The sequence below is a fragment of the Marinobacter algicola DG893 genome, from assembly GCF_000170835.1.
GTDB lineage: Bacteria > Pseudomonadota > Gammaproteobacteria > Pseudomonadales > Oleiphilaceae > Marinobacter > Marinobacter algicola.
In genome coordinates this window covers 1-16095 of the sequence record NZ_ABCP01000021.1, presented here as the reverse complement: position 1 = coordinate 16095, position 16095 = coordinate 1, and the positions used below count along the sequence as shown (strand labels likewise).

Below are 16095 nucleotides of genomic sequence, written 5' to 3'. Positions count from 1 at the left end.
AGGTGTGGTGGTTACGCACCTACAATACCGTCAATACGAACAGGCTCGACGCGCACACCCGGAGACACGACATGACTGCACTGAACGATGGCTGGTTTACCGAAGTATTCCAGGACCAGGGAACCGCCTTTTCCCTGCAGGTGAAGAAAAAACTGCACGAAGAACAAACCGAGTTCCAGAAACTGGAAATATGGGAAACCGAAACCTTCGGCAACCTGATGGTGCTCGATGGCTGTGTGATGCTGACCACCAGAGACAACTTCCTCTATCACGAGATGATGACTCATCCGGCCCTGTTCACCCATAAAGACCCGAAGAAAGTGGTTATCGTTGGCGGTGGTGATTGTGGAACCCTGAAAGAAGTCCTCAAACACCCCGGTGTGGAAGAGGCCTGGCAGGTAGAAATCGACGAACGCGTGACCCGTCTGTCGGAACAGTATTTTCCCGAACTCTGCGAATCCAACGCCGATCCCCGCGCGAACTTTTTCTTCGGCGATGGCATCCAGTGGATACGTGATGCGGTGCCCGGAAGCCTCGATGTCATCATCATCGACAGCACCGACCCGGTCGGCCCCGCCGAAGGCCTGTTCGCCCTGGACTTCTATCGCGACTGCATGATCGCTCTGCGCGACGGAGGCGTTATTGTCCAGCAAAGCGAATCGCCCCTGTTGCACACCAACACCATCATCAAAACCATTCACGACGACATGAAAAAGGCAGGCTTCGACCACGTCCGCACTCTGCCGTTCCCGCAACCGGTGTACCCCACTGGCTGGTGGAGCTGCACCATGGCGGGTAAGGAAAAACCGGTGGTGTACTTCCGTGAGGAGGACGCCGATCAGCGGCCGTTCGTGACCCGCTATTACAACGCGGATATTCACCGTGGGGCATTGGCCATGCCGCAGTTCATGGTGGATGCATTGGAAGATGAGGTGATGTCGAGCGAGCGTTAAAAGAAAGAGGGGCGCCCGCAGGCGCCCCTCTTTCGATCCAGTGTCAGCCAATATTACTTGCTGCTGACAAACTCCGGATAGGCTTCCATACCACACTCGGACAGATCCACACCTTCGTACTCTTCCTCCTCGGTCACCCGAATACCCATGATCGCCTTGAGGGCGCCCCAGACAATCAGGCTGGTCACGAAGACCCAGACGAAAATGGTCAGCATGCCGACCAACTGACCCATGAAGGTCGCGTCCGCGTCGGACAGCAGTACCGCGAAGATGCCCCAGATACCAACCACACCGTGTACGGAGATGGCACCGACCGGATCATCAATGCGCATCTTGTCGAGCGTCACGATTGAGAACACCACGATGATGCCGCCGATGGCGCCGATGATGGTTGCCAGCAGGGGCGAAGGATCGGCCGGTTCGGCGGTGATAGCAACCAGGCCAGCCAGGGCACCGTTCAGAGCCATGGTCAGGTCGGCTTTGCCGAACATGATGCGGGCTACGATCAGAGCGCCGATCAGGCCGCCGGCAGCGGCCGCGTTGGTGTTCAGGAACACGTTGGCTACTTCGTTGGCAACACCGATGCCGCCCAACTTAAGGGTAGAGCCGCCGTTGAAGCCGAACCAGCCCATCCACAGGATGAAGGTTCCGAGGGTAGCCAAAGGCAGGTTCGCGCCTGGGAATGCCTTGATCTGACCTTCTGCGCCGTACTTACCTTTGCGTGGGCCCAGCAGTAGCACGCCAGCCAAGGCTGCCGCCGCGCCAGCCATGTGCACGATGCCGGAGCCAGCATAGTCACTGTAGTTCAGTTCGAACATGCCGAAGACAGCGTCGCCATTCCAGGTCCAGGAACCCTGCATCGGATAGATGAAGCCACACATAACCACGGCAAATGCCAGGAAGGCCCAGAGCTTCATACGCTCGGCCACAGCACCTGAGACGATGGACATGGCGGTTGCAACGAATACCACCTGGAAGAAGAAGTCAGATGCCCCGGCGTATTCGCCCATCTCACCAAAACCGGCTTCGTTGGAAGCCGCAAGGACTCCGGCAATTGCAGCGTCGTCCATTTGAGCGACCGTGGTAACGCCGCTGAGGAAGAGGCCCCCTCCGTACATGATGTCATAGCCGCAGATGAGGTACATCGTGCACGCAATGGCAAACAGGGAAACGTTCTTGGTCAGGATCTCAGTGGTGTTTTTGGCGCGCACCAGCCCGGCTTCGAGCATTGAGAAGCCTGCGGCCATCCACATGACCAAGGCACCGCAAATAAGGAAGTAGAAGGTATCCAGTGCATACTGGAGTTCAAAAATATGATTAAGATTGCTTTCCATGTGAAGCCCTCCGCACGAGGCTTTTCAAGTTATAAATTTTTTGCGTTGGCTGTCTGGTTGATCAGTCTGTGATCAGACCGCTTCTTCGCCGGTTTCCCCGGTTCGGATTCGGATCGCCTGTTCCAGTTCGGTCACGAAAATTTTGCCGTCACCGATCTTTCCGGTGTTGGCTGCCTTGGTGATGGATTCGATGACCTGGTCCAGCAGGTTGTCGCCGATCGCAACTTCAACCTTGACCTTGGGCAGGAAGTCCACCACGTATTCTGCGCCACGATAGAGTTCGGTATGACCCTTCTGGCGACCGAAGCCTTTGACTTCAGTGACCGTTACGCCTTGTACGCCAATCTCGGATAGTGCCTCACGGACATCATCCAACTTGAAAGGCTTGATGATCGCTGTCACAAGTTTCATTGCTTTCTCCTTGGTAAAGACGTCTCAACATCTGGAACTCTTCGGCCCGTTGTTGAGGTCGGGATGCTGCCACCTCGCACACCAATTGTGCGGATTGCGTACAAGGCTTTTAGCATCGGGTGTGCCAACGCAAAAAATAGTATAACTATCAGACATTTGGATGTCTGATGATCCAGAATGGATCGTCAGGGCGCACCATTTCGGGGCTTGTCTGTCTTGGGCGAACCATAATGATGCACGAACTCGGTGCAAGCATCAGGGCTGCCTGAGCCACATTATACTGTCGACGGCCACAGTATGGCAGGGGAGGCATTAGTGTTACACTCCGAACCGTCGTTCAGGCGCGACGAAAAGCCCGCCGAAGACGAGTTATAGTCCAGCGCGGCTAATTTGACCGGTGATTTTGAGAGGTGATTCGTGAAAGGTCCACAGGATTTCTTTTCCCAGCTTCAGGGACAGTTCGGCCAGTTCGTTCCCGATATGGCCCGTGCTGCCCGAGAGGACTTTGAGGCCCAGGCTCGTGCCACGGTGATGACGGTTATGTCGCGCCTTGAGCTGGTTACCCGTGAAGAGTTCGATGCCCAGCAAGCCGTGCTGATGAAAACCCGGGAAAAGGTCGAGGCGCTGGAAAAGCGCGTGGCCGATCTGGAAAAGCAGTTTCCGAATAACTGACAGGCAGGACGCCTGTCAGGTAGCCTCGCCGCTATCACCTATAACCATGGAAGGTTGTCATGTTTGCCGTTGTTCATACCCGCGCCAGTATTGGCGTTTCTGCACCCTCCGTTACCGTTGAAGTCCATCTGTCAGGCGGCTTGCCGGCGCTGTCCATTGTCGGGCTCCCCGAAACGGGGGTTCGTGAAAGCCGGGAGCGTGTTCGCAGCGCCTTGATGAACGCCGGCTTTGAGTTTCCCGCCCGCCGAATCACCATCAATCTGGCTCCTGCGGACCTACCCAAGGAAGGCGGCCGCTTTGACCTCCCCATTGCCTTGGGCATTCTTGCCGCTTCCGGACAAATCCCAGCGGAAAGCCTCGCACAGTATGAGTGTGTGGGAGAGCTTTCTCTGGATGGTGCGCTGAGACCGTTGAAAGGTGTTCTCCCGGCGATATTGGCAGCCCGCAAAGAGGGGCGTCGGTTGCTGATCCCCCAGGCCAATGCTGCCGAAGCTGCGCTGGCCAGCCAGGATGACGTATTGCCAGCCGGCCATTTACTGACGGTCTGTGAACACCTGTGTGAGCGCGCGCGGATTTCCCCGGTACCGCCAGCGGTGCCGGAAACGGGAGTGAACGCTGGTCCTGACCTTGCGGATGTGCATGGCCAGAGCGTGCCGCGGCGGGCGTTGGAAATTGCCGCCGCCGGCGGGCACAACCTGTTGATGTTTGGTCCACCGGGCACCGGCAAGAGCATGCTCGCCAGCCGTCTGCCGGGCATCTTGCCACCGTTGACCACCGAATTCGCGCTCGAGGTAGCGAGTATTCACTCCGTGGCCGGTCTTCCTGTGCGTGATGGAGAGTGGTGCCAGCCGCCGTACCGCGCACCCCATCATACCGCCTCGTCGGTAGCCATGGTGGGAGGCGGTAGCAGTCCACGCCCCGGAGAAATCTCCCTGGCGCACCGCGGTGTGTTGTTTCTCGACGAATTGCCTGAGTTCGAGCGCCGGGTGCTGGAAGTGCTGCGGGAACCCATGGAGTCCGGCGAGATTGCCATCAGCCGTGCGGCAAGGCAGGTGACCTTTCCAGCCTGCTTCCAGGTTGTAGCGGCCATGAATCCTTGCCCGTGTGGTTATCTGGGGCATCCAACGATTGAGTGCCAGTGCACACCTCCGCAGGTGCTCCGTTATCGGGCGAAAATATCGGGGCCGTTGCTGGACCGGTTCGACTTGCATGTGGAAGTGCCGGTACAGAACGGGGAGGTGCTAATGAAGCGTGACGGCGGGGGTGAATCCAGTGCGGTTGTGCGGGACCGGGTGTATCGGGCCCGTGAGCGGCAGATTCAGCGAGGGTTCGGGAACGCCGCCTTGAGTGGCCGTGAGCTCCAGGCACACTGCCGCGTGGATGCGGCAGGCGAGGCCATGTTGTCTGCCGCCATGGAGCGGCTGGGGCTCTCTGCCAGAGCATTGCATCGTATCCTGCGGGTAGCACGGACCCTGGCGGATCTGGACGGCTATGACCACATTGGCAATGGCCATCTGGTCGAGGCACTGGGTTATCGCAAACTGGACCGGCAGCAGACGCGGAATGCACAGGTTTCGGTATAGTCCGCCGGGTGGCCTCTGGTAAACTGTGTTCATAACCCATTGAAGGAAAACCGCACAGGGCGGTTGAGGACGTCAGATGACCGATCACAACGATGTTTCCGGCGATTCACCCGTGACGACCCGTCGTGGCGTACGCAGTTTCGTGCTACGCCAGGGGCGGATGACCGAAGGCCAGAAAAAAGCCTACGACCGCAGTTGGCCCAAATACGGCTTGACCCGCGAACAGGGCATGATTGACCCACGCCAGATCTTTGGGCGGGACAACATGCTTAACCTGGAGATCGGGTTTGGTATGGGCAAGTCCCTGGCGGATATGGCGGAAGCGGCACCGGAGCAGGACTTCATCGGTGTGGAAGTACACCTGCCCGGGGTAGGTGCGCTGTTGAAGGAGATTGAAGACCGGGGGTTGGAAAATGTTCGTGTCTACGCCATCGACGCCAACGACGTGATTGATCGATGCCTGCCCGACGCGGCGCTGGACCGGGTGATGGTGTTTTTCCCGGACCCATGGCACAAGAAGCGTCACCACAAACGCCGGTTGATCCAGCACGAATTCGTCCAGCGTCTACGCCATAAACTTCGCGTGGGTGGAATCCTGCACCTGGCGACCGACTGGGAAAACTACGCGGAACACATGATGGAGATCATGGGAGAGTCCGAGGGCTTTGCGAATTCACAGGACATCGGCGAATATTCACCGCGTCCGGAGGACCGCCCGATCACCAAGTTTGAAAAACGAGGCGAGACGTTGGGACATGGCGTCTGGGATCTGGTGTTTTACCGTACCAACTAAGTCTTTGATAGGCTGTTGGCTTCGCTGACACGAGGCGCTATTCGTGAGCCAGCGGATGGCGTCGGGCGGCTCGAATGATCACCAACCCGGCGCAGCCCAGCATCAGGCCGGTGAATTTCACCAGTGCACAGAGTGTGGCGGACAGGCTGACCATATCCGTGGGTGGGTCCATGTTATTGAGCAACAGGATGTTTTCCGTAATGTCGCCGGCTCCCGCGGTCACAAACAGAGCCTTCACCCAGCGTGCCACATTACGTTCCCGGACGCCCGGTCGGTCTCGCATCAGGTGATTGGTCAGAAAAATCAGCGTAGCCAGGTAAGCTGGTACAAACAGAAAGTCCAGCCACAGGGATATCTGCGCCCATAGCATGCCTTCCTGTCGCCAGCTGCGCAGTATGGCCATGGACTGGTCCGCCGTGGCGGCCATCTGCAGGCTGACGATGCCCTGGGGAGCCGAGCCAGTCTGCAAGGGCTGGTTGACCACAACCAGAATCAACAACAGGGCGGCCGTGGAGACCAGGCTGAGGTTGAGTCGTTTGGGCAAAAGGGTCATAAGGCGCGGCAGTGACATCAGAGGAAGCGCTCCAGCAGACTGTTCAGGTAACGCTGTCCGAGTTCCGTGGTCTGTATCCGTCCCGGTTCCAGCATGTTTTCCTTTCTCAATTCCTCAAGTTTTACCGCAACTCTGCTCAACGGTAAACCTGTACGCTCTGTGAACAGGTTTTCCGGCACACCGGACGTTAGCCTCAAGGCGTTCATCAGAAACTCCAGTGGCCGTTCTTCCAGCTCGACCATTTGGCTGCCGGCGGTGCGGCTGCCGATGCGGTTCATATAGGCATCGGGTTGCCGGGTTTTCCAGAAACGCCGGATGTCGCCGTTGCGGAAGGTGATCTTGCCGTGGGCACCAGCGCCGAGCGCCAGGTAATCTCCAAACATCCAGTAATTCAGGTTGTGGCGGGACGCCATTCCGGGCCGGCTCCAGGCTGATACTTCGTAGTCCGTAAACCCCTGCTGATGCAGGTAGTCGGCACCCTGGCTATAGATCTCCCAGAGGTGGTCGTCGTCGGGCAGTTGGGGTGGCCGGCTGTAAAACTCAGTGTTGGGCTCCAGGGTCAGCTGGTACCAGGACAAGTGCGGGGGCTGCCACGACATGGCCGCCTGCAGGTCATCCAGGGCGTCTGCCGGTGTCTGGTCCGGCAAGCCATGCATCAGGTCCAGATTGAAGTTGTCAAAGCCGGCATTGCGGGCAGCCTCGATGGCCCGGTGGGCCGACTTGTCATCGTGGATGCGTCCCAGTGCTTTCAATCGCAGCGGGTTGAAACTCTGGATGCCCAGTGAAAGCCGGTTTATACCGGCGCCACGGAAGCCGTTAAAGCGGGCCTGTTCCACGGTGCCCGGGTTGGCCTCCAGCGTGATCTCGGCGTCGTCAGTGAACGACAGGTGAGTGCGCAACCGGTCGAACAGTGTGTTGTAGAAGTCTGGCGACATTAACGAAGGTGTGCCGCCGCCGATGAAGACGGTTTGGATGGGGCGCCCCTGGATGAACGCGAGGTCGCCGGAAAGGTCCTCCATAATGGCATCAAGATAGCCGTTCTCGGGAATGTCGCCGGTCAGTGCGTGGGAATTGAAGTCGCAGTAAGGGCATTTCTTCACGCACCAGGGTACGTGAACATACAGGCTTAGCGGGGGCAGGGCGCTCACCGCTGTGTCGTCCGGCGGAAGCATGGTCACCCCGGCGATTCCCTCAGCTGGTCCAGAAGCAGCGCCAGTGCCCGCCCACGGTGGCTGATGCGGCCTTTTTCAGCGCGGGGCAGTTCGGCGGCGCTGGTGCCGGTTTCCGGTACCAGGAACACCGGATCGTACCCGAAACCACCCTCACCCCGGGGCTCTGAAAGGATGCTTCCTGGCCAGCGGCCATGACAGATCACGGGCGTGGGGTCATCTGCATGGCGCAGGTAGACCAGTACGCAGTGGAACTGGGCCGTGCGCCGGGCCTGGGGAACGTCTTTCAGCGCGTCGAGCAGTGCCTGGACGTTGTCTGCGTCGCTGGCCGTGTCGCCGGCGTAACGGGCCGAACGGACGCCGGGTGCCCCGCCAAGGGCATCAACCGCCAGGCCGGAGTCATCTGCAAGGGACGGCAATCCGGTTATGCGCGCGGCATGGCGCGCCTTGAGGATGGCGTTCTCCACGAAGGTGACCGCTGGCTCCTCCGCCTCGCCAACGCCTAATTCACCCTGTGCTACAGGGGTCAGCCCGAGGGGCGCGAGCAAGTCTGCAAGCTCGGCGATCTTGCCCTGGTTGTTGCTGGCGATAACCAATCTGTCGGTGGCGTGAGTCATTAGTCGTTAAACAGTGTGTGGGTGAAACGGATGGGCAGATCCTGTCTGGCACCCGCGGGACGGGTGGTGATCTGGAAGGTCATCAACTCGGCGTTGCTGTACTGGTATTCGGCAATGAAATAGACCGCGTTGCCTTCCTGGATGCGCCGAAACGCCAGGAACCGGGCCTGCTGGATATCGTTCATGACCTTGCCTTCCACCTGGCCTGATACCGGCTCCAGGCCGCCATCTTCGGTTTCCCTCATGATGGATATGTTGACGATACCGATGCCGCGGCTGCGATTGAGGTTGTTCTCGCGGGCAATGTCAGGGGCCAGGAAGGTGCTTGGGAAAACGCTCCAGTGTACCTCGAATTCACCAAAATCCTTCGAATCAGCCTGGCTCTGGCTGGTGAACAGCAGGACCAGGCACGCGAGTGACAACAACGCCTGCCAGTGATTGTGACGATGTGTGGTCATGATTCCTCCCGGGTTATCCGGTAAATGGCGATCTGCCCCAACATATTAGGCCAAAGACGGCTGAGCCAACGATCCTGGTGCTCACCATCCACCACCGTGCGGTTCAGTATCCGGAAGTCCTTGCGGTAGCAGAGGGCTTCAAAATCATTGAAGGTGCACAGGTGGATGTTGGGGGTGTTGTACCATTTATACGGTAGCGTTTCCGATTCAGGCATACGACCCCGACGCATCAGATACCAGCGCAATCGCCAGTAAGCGAAATTGGGGAAGGTGACGATGCCCTCGCGGCCCACCCGAAGCATCTCGTCGAGGACCATATCCGGGCGCCGAACCGCCTGCAGGGCCTGCGTCATCAGCACGGTATCGAAGGAGTGATCTTCGAAGTTTCCCAGGCCCTGGGTGTCCAGGTTCTGCTCTATGACGGACACCCCGCGACCCATGCAGGTGGTGATATGGTCCGGATTGATCTCCAGGCCAAAGCCCGTGGCCTGTTTTTCCCGCTGCAGATAGTCCAGCAGGGTGCCGTCGCCGCAGCCCAGATCCAGTACATGGCTGCCAGCGCTGATCCATTGTTCGATGATTTTCAGGTCCGCTCTCATGCGCCTACCTCCCGTGCGACCCGGTCCATGTAGGAATGGAAGATGGCGGTGTAGCGTGGTGTTGGAATCAGGAAGGCGTCGTGCCCCCAGGGCGCGTCGATCTCGGCATAGCTGACTTTGCGGCGGGCCGCGATCATGGCATTCACCAATTCCTCGGACCGAGCGGGGGTAAATCGCCAGTCGGTGCTGAACGACACAACAAGGAATTCGCAGCGCGCACGGAGCAGGGCTTTTGCCAGATCATTGTCGTGCTCGTAGGCCGGGTCAAAGTAATCCAGGGCCTTGGTCATCAGCAGGTAGGTATTGGCGTCGAATGACTCCGAGAAGCGTTCACCCTGATAGCGCAGGTAGCTCTCCACCTGAAACTCTGCGTCGTAGCCGAACTTGTAGGCCTGGTCACGCAGTTCGCGGCCGAATTTCTCGCCCATGGAGGCGTCGGACAGATAGGTAATATGGCCCACCATGCGTGCCAGCATCAGGCCCCGGCGCGGCAACGTGTCGTGCTCATAGTAGCGGCCGTCATGGAACTCACGGTCAGACGTAATCGCCTGCCGCGCCACCTCATTGAAGGCAATGTTCTGGGCACTCAGGCGTGGGGTGGAGGCAATGGTTACGGCGTGCCGCAAACGGTCCGGGTAGTCGAGGCTCCATTGCAGCGCCTGCATTCCACCGAGTGAGCCTCCCACCACAGCGGCCCAACATTCGATGCCGAGCCGGTCGGCCAGCAACGCCTGACTGTGGACCCAGTCGCGTACCGTAATTACCGGGAAATCGGGACCGTAGGGTTGGCCGGTCTTCGGGTTGATGCTGCCGGGCCCGGTGCTGCCATGGCAGCCGCCCAGATTGTTCAGGCTGACGACAAAAAACCGGTTGGTATCGATGGGCTTGCCGGGCCCAATGCAGCTGTCCCACCAGCCCGGTTTACGATCTTCCTTGCTGTGATAGCCGGCGGCATGGTGGTGGCCGCTGAGGGCGTGACAGATCAATACCGCGTTGGTGGCATCCGCATTCAGCTTGCCGTAAGTCTCAATCACCAGGTCGTAACTCTCCAGCGTCTGACTGCAGGCGAGCGTGATCGGTGTATCGAAGTGCAGTGTCTGTGGGGTGACTATCCCGACAGAATCCGTTGGCAAGGGATCGGGCATTGGCGCGACAGGTTCCTGATTCAGTCCGTATTATCTGGAAGACGTTTCAGGCAATGGCCGGGCGGAAACCTGCGTGTGAGTGCAGGCCTATCTGATATGGCCAGGCGATTGCCAGCCAAGCAGTTTAAAGGCCGGCCTGCATGGCTGCAACCGCCATTTCCGGCGCTGGTCAGACCGCGCCGGAAATGTTGACCACCTTTTGCTGGATCAGGGTGGGTGCCGGTTTACGGATTTGCCGCTGCATGGCGTCAGCCAGTTCAAGCTGGCGCGTCAGATCGCTGATGGTGTTCTGCAGTCGTTCGCGTTCGGCCCGGCTGTCGCGGTCGCTGCGGACCATGTCCCGTAGGCGCCGGATCTGGTGCTCCAGCAACTGCTTCTGTTCCATCGAGTATTGCATGATTGGCAACAGTGCTTCCGACGGCCAGCGCTCGACATCGGCCCGCACGCGCAGATGCAGTGTCCGGGCTTCGCCCACCATGACGTTGAAGAAACGCCTGACCAGCAGCGACTGCTCCGTCAACAGATTTTTGGGGCTGATGCGGAAGCGTTTTGCCTTCTTGCGCAGTTCGCGGATGGCAATAACGTGACGACCTGCCCGCAATGGAATCGGCTCCAGGTGACGGGCCCGGGTGTCTTCGTTGTAGCGGCGGTAGATGGCGCCCACCATTTTTTCGGCCAGCCGCCCTTCGCTGAGAAGGTTGGTCAGGTCGTTTTCCAGCAGTTCGAAGAAATGATCCATGCTGTGGTTCATGCCGGCTGTAGTCCAGCTCTTCGACATCTTCTGGCGTATTTGCTCGGCATGGGATTCAAAGCGGTCCTCGCTGACCAGTCCCTTGAGCATCTCGCCCTGGGAGTCCATCAGCCGGCGGCTGGACCGGAGCGTGATCAGCTTCTTGTAGTAGAAGTCGTAGTCCCGCTGGGCGCGGTCCGCCAGGCGCCGCAGTGCATCCTTGTCCATGGTCACGCCGGAACAGGCTTGCAGCTCTTCTTCCAGCGCGTCCAGTCGGTTTTGCATGGCAGCCTGGCTGTTCTGCAGCATGCCCAGCAGGTCGTTGATCAGGCTCTGTGTGATCAGCTGTTCCTTGTGCATCAGGATGCGTTGGATGATCAACTGTTCCAGTTGAGCGAGGTTTGAACGTTCAAGCAGTTCTTCGTTGCCCTTGACCCGGGCCAGCAGGCCTTGCTTGGCGGACAGTGGAATCACGTCGTTCTGGCGCATGCCAAGATGGTCGGCGGTGTAGCCACGCACCCGGTCAATGGCTTCCTGGGTGTGCTTCTCGCCCTGGAGATCGTCCCAGAGCACGTCAATCTTGTTGAGCACAGCGAATCGCCCGGCGCGGTGGTCGGCGTGCTCGGTATCAATGTGATCCTTCCAGATTGTCATGTCACTGGCGGTGACGCCGGTATCGGCACTCAACAGGAAGATGATGGCGTGGGCGCGGGGCAACATGCTGATGGTCAGTTCCGGCTCCGAGCCGAGAGCGTTGAGGCCCGGGGTGTCCAGTATGCGCAGGCCGCGTTCAAACAGCGGGTGGCGGATGCTGATCTGGGCGTTGCGCCAGGCTGGCACCACGACATTGCCCGGCTTGTTGCGGTCATGCTCCAGCATGTCCTCGTCGAAACCCAGCTTGCGGGCTTCCTGCGGAGTGACGCTTTTTACGCGAGCCACTTCCGCCAATACTTCCCGCATGATTTCCGGGTCACGCTCATCCAGATCGTGTTTGACCCAGCGCTCGGGCTGTTTGCGCAGTTGCTGCAGGGAAAGCTCGCCGGTCCTGGTTTCGATCGGGAGCAGCAGAAGGTAGTTGCTGTTTGATGTGCGATCGAAGAACAGCTCGGTCGGGCACATGGTGGTGCGGCCCGCCTGGGATGGCAGCATGCGCTGGCCGTATTCTGAGAAGAAGAGGGCGTTGATCAGTTCCGTCTTGCCACGGGAATACTCACCCACGAAGGCAATGGTGAGTTCGTCTTCGATCAGCAGTTCAAGGCCATGACGAATACGGTTGCTGACATCGTCTGAAAACAGATTGTTGTCCTGCAGCCACAGACGGTAGCGACCGATCTGCCTGATCAGTTCTTTTTTCCAGCCGTGGTAGGCCTCTACCTGCTGCGACAGGGTTCCTTGCTTGTTCATCGGACCATCCTTCTGCGCGACTTCCGGGCGACTGCGTTGGATCTGGGTTGGGCAAAATTGTGCCGAAAATATAGCTAATGTTACCGCATTGGCGCGGCAAATCTGCGGCGGCGATTACGGGTCTGTATAGCAGGGCGACGTGTGTGAAGCAAAAAATGCAGCTGATTCAGGCAGATGAACCAGCTGCAGGAGAGCGTTGTTTATTGTCGGGATATGTAACGGAATGTGTTTTTGAGAGGTGGTCTACATTCCGACGATGGATCCCATGCCGGCGGCCACTTTCATGTGGTCGATCACCACTGAAATCACATTGAGGATCAGGAACACGATAATCGGGGACAGATCCAGTCCGCCCATAGACGGCATCACATTGCGTACGGGGCGCATCACGGGCTCGGTAATCTGCGCAACCAGCTGAATAGCAGGGTGGCCGCTTTGTGGTGCAATCCAGCTGACGACCACGACGGCAATGACGGACCAGAAGTAGATCTTAACGATAAGATCAAGAACGTTAAGGATAGCCCAGCTGAGCAGGGTGAGAGGGTTGATCGCCGGTATGCTGCTGTTCAGGGCAACAAGAATGAGGAAGAAGGTGATCGCCTGGATGATGACCGCCAGCACCAGAGCTGCGCCGTCGATGCCGCCCCAGCCGGGAATAAAGCGGCGAAGCGGGCGCAGCAGCGGATTGGTGGCTTTCACCACAAATTGCGAGATCGGGTTGTAGAAGTCCGCCCTGGCCAGTTGCAGCAGGAAGCGCAGCAGCACGATCGTCAGGTAGAACGTCGAGGCAATGAGCAGAATGGTGATCAGAATGTCAGCCAGCATGAAGCCGTGTCTCCCGTTATCGGTTACTGTTTATTGGCAAGTTCTTTGGCCATTTCCCCGGAGCGCTTGTAAGCGGCAGAGTAGGCCTTTTTGACCAGATCCCTCATGCCGCCTTCTTCAAAGGCCTGGATGGCCTGTTCCGTGGTGCCACCGGGAGACATGACATTGCGTTTGAGTTGGCCAGGGTCGTGTTCACTGCGTCCTGCCATTTCAGCAGCGCCAGCCATGGTCTGGATTGCCAGCGCCCGTGCGGTTTCACCGGCAATGCCCGCATCGGTGGCCGCCTCTTCCAGTGCTTCCAGCATCAGGAAGAAATAGGCCGGACCACTGCCAGAAAGCGCAGTCACCGCGTGCAGGAGGGATTCGTCGTCCACCCAGAGGGCGGAGCCAATGCTGTTGAACACCGACTCCACCATGGCCTTCTGTTTTTCCTTGACCTGATCGTTGGCGTAGAGGCCCGCAGCCCCTTTGCCGACCAACGACGGCGTGTTAGGCATCACGCGTACCAGGGGCAAGCCGCCGCCAAGCCACTCGTCCAGGGTGGAGGCTTCCAGCCCGGCGGCGATGGACACCATCAGCGGGCGGGTATTCTGTACCACCGGAGCGATATCGGAACAGACGCTTGCCATCACCTGTGGTTTTACCGCCAGAACCACCATGTCCGCCTGCTCGGCGCAGTAACGGTTATCGGTAGTGACACTGACACCAAATTGCTTGCGGATGGATTGAAGATGGTTGTCATCAGGGGCGCTGACCCAGATGTTGGCGGCCTTGAAGCCGCTGTCCAGCATGCCACCGATGATGGCGCTGGCCATGTTGCCGGCACCGATAAACGAAATCGTTGGTGATGTGCTCAAGGTTCACTCCACGTTTGGATCAGTAGTGGTCAATTGTCAGTATGCCGCTGATGATAACAGGATCTGAGGCTGTCAGCCTCCGGTTACCGAGGCCCGAACAGGGCGGTACCGACTCTTACCCAGGTTGCTCCCTCCTCAATGGCCATCTCAAGGTCGCCGGACATGCCCATGGAGAGGGTGTCCAGCGGGCCACAGCCAGAAGCCTCCTGGCGCATGTGTTTAAGCGCATTGGCCAACTTGCGAAAGCTTGAGCGCAACTCTGCCTCGGGCTGGTCCGGGTCCGGAATTGCCATCAGTCCCCTGAGTGAGAGGTTTGGCATCTCTTCGATGGCATCCGCCATGTCGATGAGCTCCTCCAGGGCACAACCGGACTTGCTCTCCTCATTGTTGATATTCACCTGTAGACAGATGTTCAGCGGCGGGAGAGTGGGTGGGCGCTGATCGTTCAGGCGCTGTGCGATCTTGAGCCGGTCAACGCTGTGTGCCCAGGCGAACGCCTCGGCGATCTGGCGGGTCTTATTGGACTGGATCGGGCCGATAAAGTGCCATTCAATGGCGTCCAGTTCCTTTAGCTCCTCCATCTTGTCCAGAGCTTCCTGAACGTAGTTTTCACCAAACGCCCGTTGGCCGGCGCTGTAAGCCGTGCGAAGCTCGTCGGCCGGCCGCGTCTTGCTGACCGCCAGCAGATACACGGAACCCGCGCTGCGGCCGGCCTTCAATGTTGCTTTTTGTATGCGTCGGGTTACGCTCCCGATGTTGTCTGCTATGCTGCTCATAGTGCGAATCCGCCGAATCCGGTCAGTCTCTGATACGCTGACACGTTACCCGCAGGTTACTGAAAAGCCAAGTGAAGCCGTTCAGTGCCAATGACCGGAGCCGGCGCATACCGGGATAAAAGAAAAAAGCCTTCCGAGGACCCCTATGGATATTACTGAACTGCTTGCCTTTTCGGCCAAACAGGGCGCATCAGACTTGCACCTGTCTGCCGGCCTTCCCCCGATGATCCGCGTTGATGGCGATGTTCGCCGCATCAACCTTCCGCCGATGGAACACAAAGAAGTCCATGGGCTGATCTACGACATCATGAACGACAAGCAGCGCAAGGACTATGAAGAGTTCCTGGAGACCGACTTCTCCTTCGAAGTGCCTGGTGTCGCCCGTTTCCGTGTCAACGCGTTCAACCAGAATCGCGGCGCCGGCGCCGTCTTCCGTACCATCCCGTCAAAGGTGCTGACGATGGAAGACCTGGGCATGGGGCAGGTGTTCAAGGACATCGCCTCTGTGCCACGTGGCCTGGTTCTGGTGACTGGCCCAACGGGCTCCGGTAAGTCCACCACTCTGGCGGCGATGATCGACTACATCAACGACAGCCGTTATGAGCACATCCTCACCATCGAGGACCCCATCGAATTCGTGCACGAATCCAAGAAGTGCCTGCTGAACCAGCGCGAAGTGCACCGTGACACCCTGGGCTTCAACGAAGCCCTGCGCTCCGCACTGCGGGAAGACCCGGACATTATCCTGGTCGGCGAGCTGCGGGACCTGGAAACCATACGACTGGCCCTGACGGCGGCTGAAACCGGCCACCTGGTGTTCGGCACCCTGCACACCACCTCGGCTGCAAAAACCATCGACCGTGTGGTGGACGTGTTCCCGGCGGAAGAGAAATCCATGGTTCGTTCGATGTTGTCAGAGTCGTTACAGGCGGTTATCTCCCAGACCCTGATGAAGAAGATGGGCGGTGGCCGGATTGCGGCCCACGAAATCATGATTGGCACCTCGGCGATCCGTAACCTGATTCGCGAGGACAAGATTGCGCAGATGTATTCGGCAATCCAGACCGGTGGCTCCCTGGGTATGACAACCCTGGACCAGTGCCTGGAAAAACTCTTGAAGAAAGGCCTGATTTCCCGCGAAGCCGCGAGAATGAAGGCAAAAATGCCGGATAATTTCTAAACTTTGTAGAAGGCTCGGCAAACGTTCGGAGGGTGT

The 16095-nt window shown here is 58.6% G+C and carries 16 protein-coding genes and 1 pseudogene; 5 read left to right on the top strand and 12 right to left on the bottom strand.

Features of this window, described 5'->3' with window-relative positions; translation table 11 throughout:
• Window positions 1–71 precede the first annotated feature (71 nt).
• Window positions 72–953 (top strand): polyamine aminopropyltransferase, encoded by an 882-nt coding sequence (gene speE, locus MDG893_RS13155; RefSeq protein WP_007154281.1) that lies wholly within the window; start codon window positions 72–74, stop codon window positions 951–953.
• A gap of 53 nt (window positions 954–1006) precedes the next feature.
• Here the strand turns inward: speE and MDG893_RS13150 are convergent, their stop codons facing one another.
• Together MDG893_RS13150 and glnK are read right to left on the bottom strand one after the other, a co-directional pair.
• Complete coding sequence (locus MDG893_RS13150) at window positions 1007–2287, bottom strand: ammonium transporter (protein WP_007154280.1); 1281 nt, start codon at window positions 2285–2287, stop codon at window positions 1007–1009.
• A gap of 72 nt (window positions 2288–2359) precedes the next feature.
• A complete protein-coding gene (gene glnK / locus MDG893_RS13145; protein ID WP_004578958.1) occupies window positions 2360–2698 on the bottom strand; it encodes a P-II family nitrogen regulator in 339 nt (112 codons plus the stop codon).
• A 417-nt stretch (window positions 2699–3115) separates the two neighbouring features.
• Between glnK and MDG893_RS13140 the strand changes: the two genes are divergently transcribed.
• The 3 genes from MDG893_RS13140 (at window position 3116) to trmB (ending at window position 5746) form a co-directional block, all read left to right on the top strand.
• Window positions 3116–3370, top strand: a complete 255-nt coding sequence (locus MDG893_RS13140; protein ID WP_007154279.1) for an accessory factor UbiK family protein — start codon at window positions 3116–3118, stop codon at window positions 3368–3370.
• A 59-nt stretch (window positions 3371–3429) separates the two neighbouring features.
• Window positions 3430–4953, top strand: coding sequence for a YifB family Mg chelatase-like AAA ATPase (locus tag MDG893_RS13135; RefSeq protein WP_007154278.1), 1524 nt, complete (start codon window positions 3430–3432; stop codon window positions 4951–4953).
• Between the two features lie 76 nt (window positions 4954–5029).
• Window positions 5030–5746 (top strand): tRNA (guanosine(46)-N7)-methyltransferase TrmB, encoded by a 717-nt coding sequence (gene trmB / locus MDG893_RS13130; protein ID WP_007154277.1) that lies wholly within the window; start codon window positions 5030–5032, stop codon window positions 5744–5746.
• A gap of 37 nt (window positions 5747–5783) precedes the next feature.
• Here the strand turns inward: trmB and MDG893_RS13125 are convergent, their stop codons facing one another.
• From MDG893_RS13125 to MDG893_RS13080, 10 genes and pseudogenes are all read right to left on the bottom strand, one after another.
• Window positions 5784–6317, bottom strand: coding sequence for a hypothetical protein (locus tag MDG893_RS13125; RefSeq protein WP_007154276.1), 534 nt, complete (start codon window positions 6315–6317; stop codon window positions 5784–5786).
• Window positions 6317–7471: a radical SAM family heme chaperone HemW gene (hemW, locus tag MDG893_RS13120; RefSeq protein ID WP_050776504.1), complete on the bottom strand. Its 1155-nt coding sequence runs from the start codon at window positions 7469–7471 to the stop codon at window positions 6317–6319. Before hemW ends, MDG893_RS13125 begins: the two co-directional genes overlap by 1 nt.
• 2 nt (window positions 7472–7473) lie before the next feature.
• Entirely contained in the window at window positions 7474–8085 is a 612-nt protein-coding gene (rdgB, locus tag MDG893_RS13115) for an RdgB/HAM1 family non-canonical purine NTP pyrophosphatase (protein ID WP_007154274.1), read from the bottom strand.
• A complete protein-coding gene (locus MDG893_RS13110; protein ID WP_007154273.1) occupies window positions 8085–8543 on the bottom strand; it encodes a DUF4426 domain-containing protein in 459 nt (152 codons plus the stop codon). Before MDG893_RS13110 ends, rdgB begins: the two co-directional genes overlap by 1 nt.
• Window positions 8540–9142, bottom strand: coding sequence for a methionine biosynthesis protein MetW (gene metW, locus MDG893_RS13105; RefSeq protein WP_007154272.1), 603 nt, complete (start codon window positions 9140–9142; stop codon window positions 8540–8542). Before metW ends, MDG893_RS13110 begins: the two co-directional genes overlap by 4 nt.
• Window positions 9139–10287: a homoserine O-succinyltransferase MetX gene (gene metX / locus MDG893_RS13100; protein ID WP_007154271.1), complete on the bottom strand. Its 1149-nt coding sequence runs from the start codon at window positions 10285–10287 to the stop codon at window positions 9139–9141. Before metX ends, metW begins: the two co-directional genes overlap by 4 nt.
• Before the next feature lie 1324 nt (window positions 10288–11611).
• A pseudogene (locus tag MDG893_RS21425) lies at window positions 11612–12421 on the bottom strand (dynamin family protein); the annotation flags it as partial.
• Window positions 12422–12664: 243 nt separating this feature from the next.
• Entirely contained in the window at window positions 12665–13246 is a 582-nt protein-coding gene (locus MDG893_RS13090) for a YggT family protein (RefSeq protein WP_007154269.1), read from the bottom strand.
• Window positions 13247–13269: 23 nt separating this feature from the next.
• A complete protein-coding gene (gene proC, locus MDG893_RS13085; RefSeq protein WP_007154268.1) occupies window positions 13270–14103 on the bottom strand; it encodes a pyrroline-5-carboxylate reductase in 834 nt (277 codons plus the stop codon).
• A gap of 83 nt (window positions 14104–14186) precedes the next feature.
• Window positions 14187–14879 carry a YggS family pyridoxal phosphate-dependent enzyme gene (locus tag MDG893_RS13080; protein ID WP_007154267.1) on the bottom strand — a complete coding sequence of 231 codons (693 nt, stop codon included), beginning with the start codon at window positions 14877–14879 and terminating at the stop codon, window positions 14187–14189.
• A 145-nt stretch (window positions 14880–15024) separates the two neighbouring features.
• On the opposite strand from MDG893_RS13080, the gene MDG893_RS13075 reads away from it, so the two are divergent.
• Window positions 15025–16059, top strand: coding sequence for a type IV pilus twitching motility protein PilT (locus MDG893_RS13075; RefSeq protein ID WP_007154266.1), 1035 nt, complete (start codon window positions 15025–15027; stop codon window positions 16057–16059).
• Window positions 16060–16095 lie beyond the last annotated feature (36 nt).

What these genes read in the sequence shown, in the direction of transcription:
- metW (WP_007154272.1), bottom strand. Translation starts at nt 9,142, where the DNA reads ATGAGAGCGGACCTGAAAATCATCGAACAATGGATCAGCGCTGGCAGC.
- trmB (WP_007154277.1), top strand. Translation starts at nt 5,030, where the DNA reads ATGACCGATCACAACGATGTTTCCGGCGATTCACCCGTGACGACCCGT.
- MDG893_RS13125 (WP_007154276.1), bottom strand. Translation starts at nt 6,317, where the DNA reads ATGTCACTGCCGCGCCTTATGACCCTTTTGCCCAAACGACTCAACCTC.
- hemW (WP_050776504.1), bottom strand. Translation starts at nt 7,471, where the DNA reads ATGCTTCCGCCGGACGACACAGCGGTGAGCGCCCTGCCCCCGCTAAGC.
- MDG893_RS13135 (WP_007154278.1), top strand. Translation starts at nt 3,430, where the DNA reads ATGTTTGCCGTTGTTCATACCCGCGCCAGTATTGGCGTTTCTGCACCC.
- glnK (WP_004578958.1), bottom strand. Translation starts at nt 2,698, where the DNA reads ATGAAACTTGTGACAGCGATCATCAAGCCTTTCAAGTTGGATGATGTC.
- MDG893_RS13150 (WP_007154280.1), bottom strand. Translation starts at nt 2,287, where the DNA reads ATGGAAAGCAATCTTAATCATATTTTTGAACTCCAGTATGCACTGGAT.
- rdgB (WP_007154274.1), bottom strand. Translation starts at nt 8,085, where the DNA reads ATGACTCACGCCACCGACAGATTGGTTATCGCCAGCAACAACCAGGGC.
- MDG893_RS13075 (WP_007154266.1), top strand. Translation starts at nt 15,025, where the DNA reads ATGGATATTACTGAACTGCTTGCCTTTTCGGCCAAACAGGGCGCATCA.
- speE (WP_007154281.1), top strand. Translation starts at nt 72, where the DNA reads ATGACTGCACTGAACGATGGCTGGTTTACCGAAGTATTCCAGGACCAG.
- metX (WP_007154271.1), bottom strand. Translation starts at nt 10,287, where the DNA reads ATGCCCGATCCCTTGCCAACGGATTCTGTCGGGATAGTCACCCCACAG.
- MDG893_RS13110 (WP_007154273.1), bottom strand. Translation starts at nt 8,543, where the DNA reads ATGACCACACATCGTCACAATCACTGGCAGGCGTTGTTGTCACTCGCG.
- MDG893_RS13090 (WP_007154269.1), bottom strand. Translation starts at nt 13,246, where the DNA reads ATGCTGGCTGACATTCTGATCACCATTCTGCTCATTGCCTCGACGTTC.
- MDG893_RS13080 (WP_007154267.1), bottom strand. Translation starts at nt 14,879, where the DNA reads ATGAGCAGCATAGCAGACAACATCGGGAGCGTAACCCGACGCATACAA.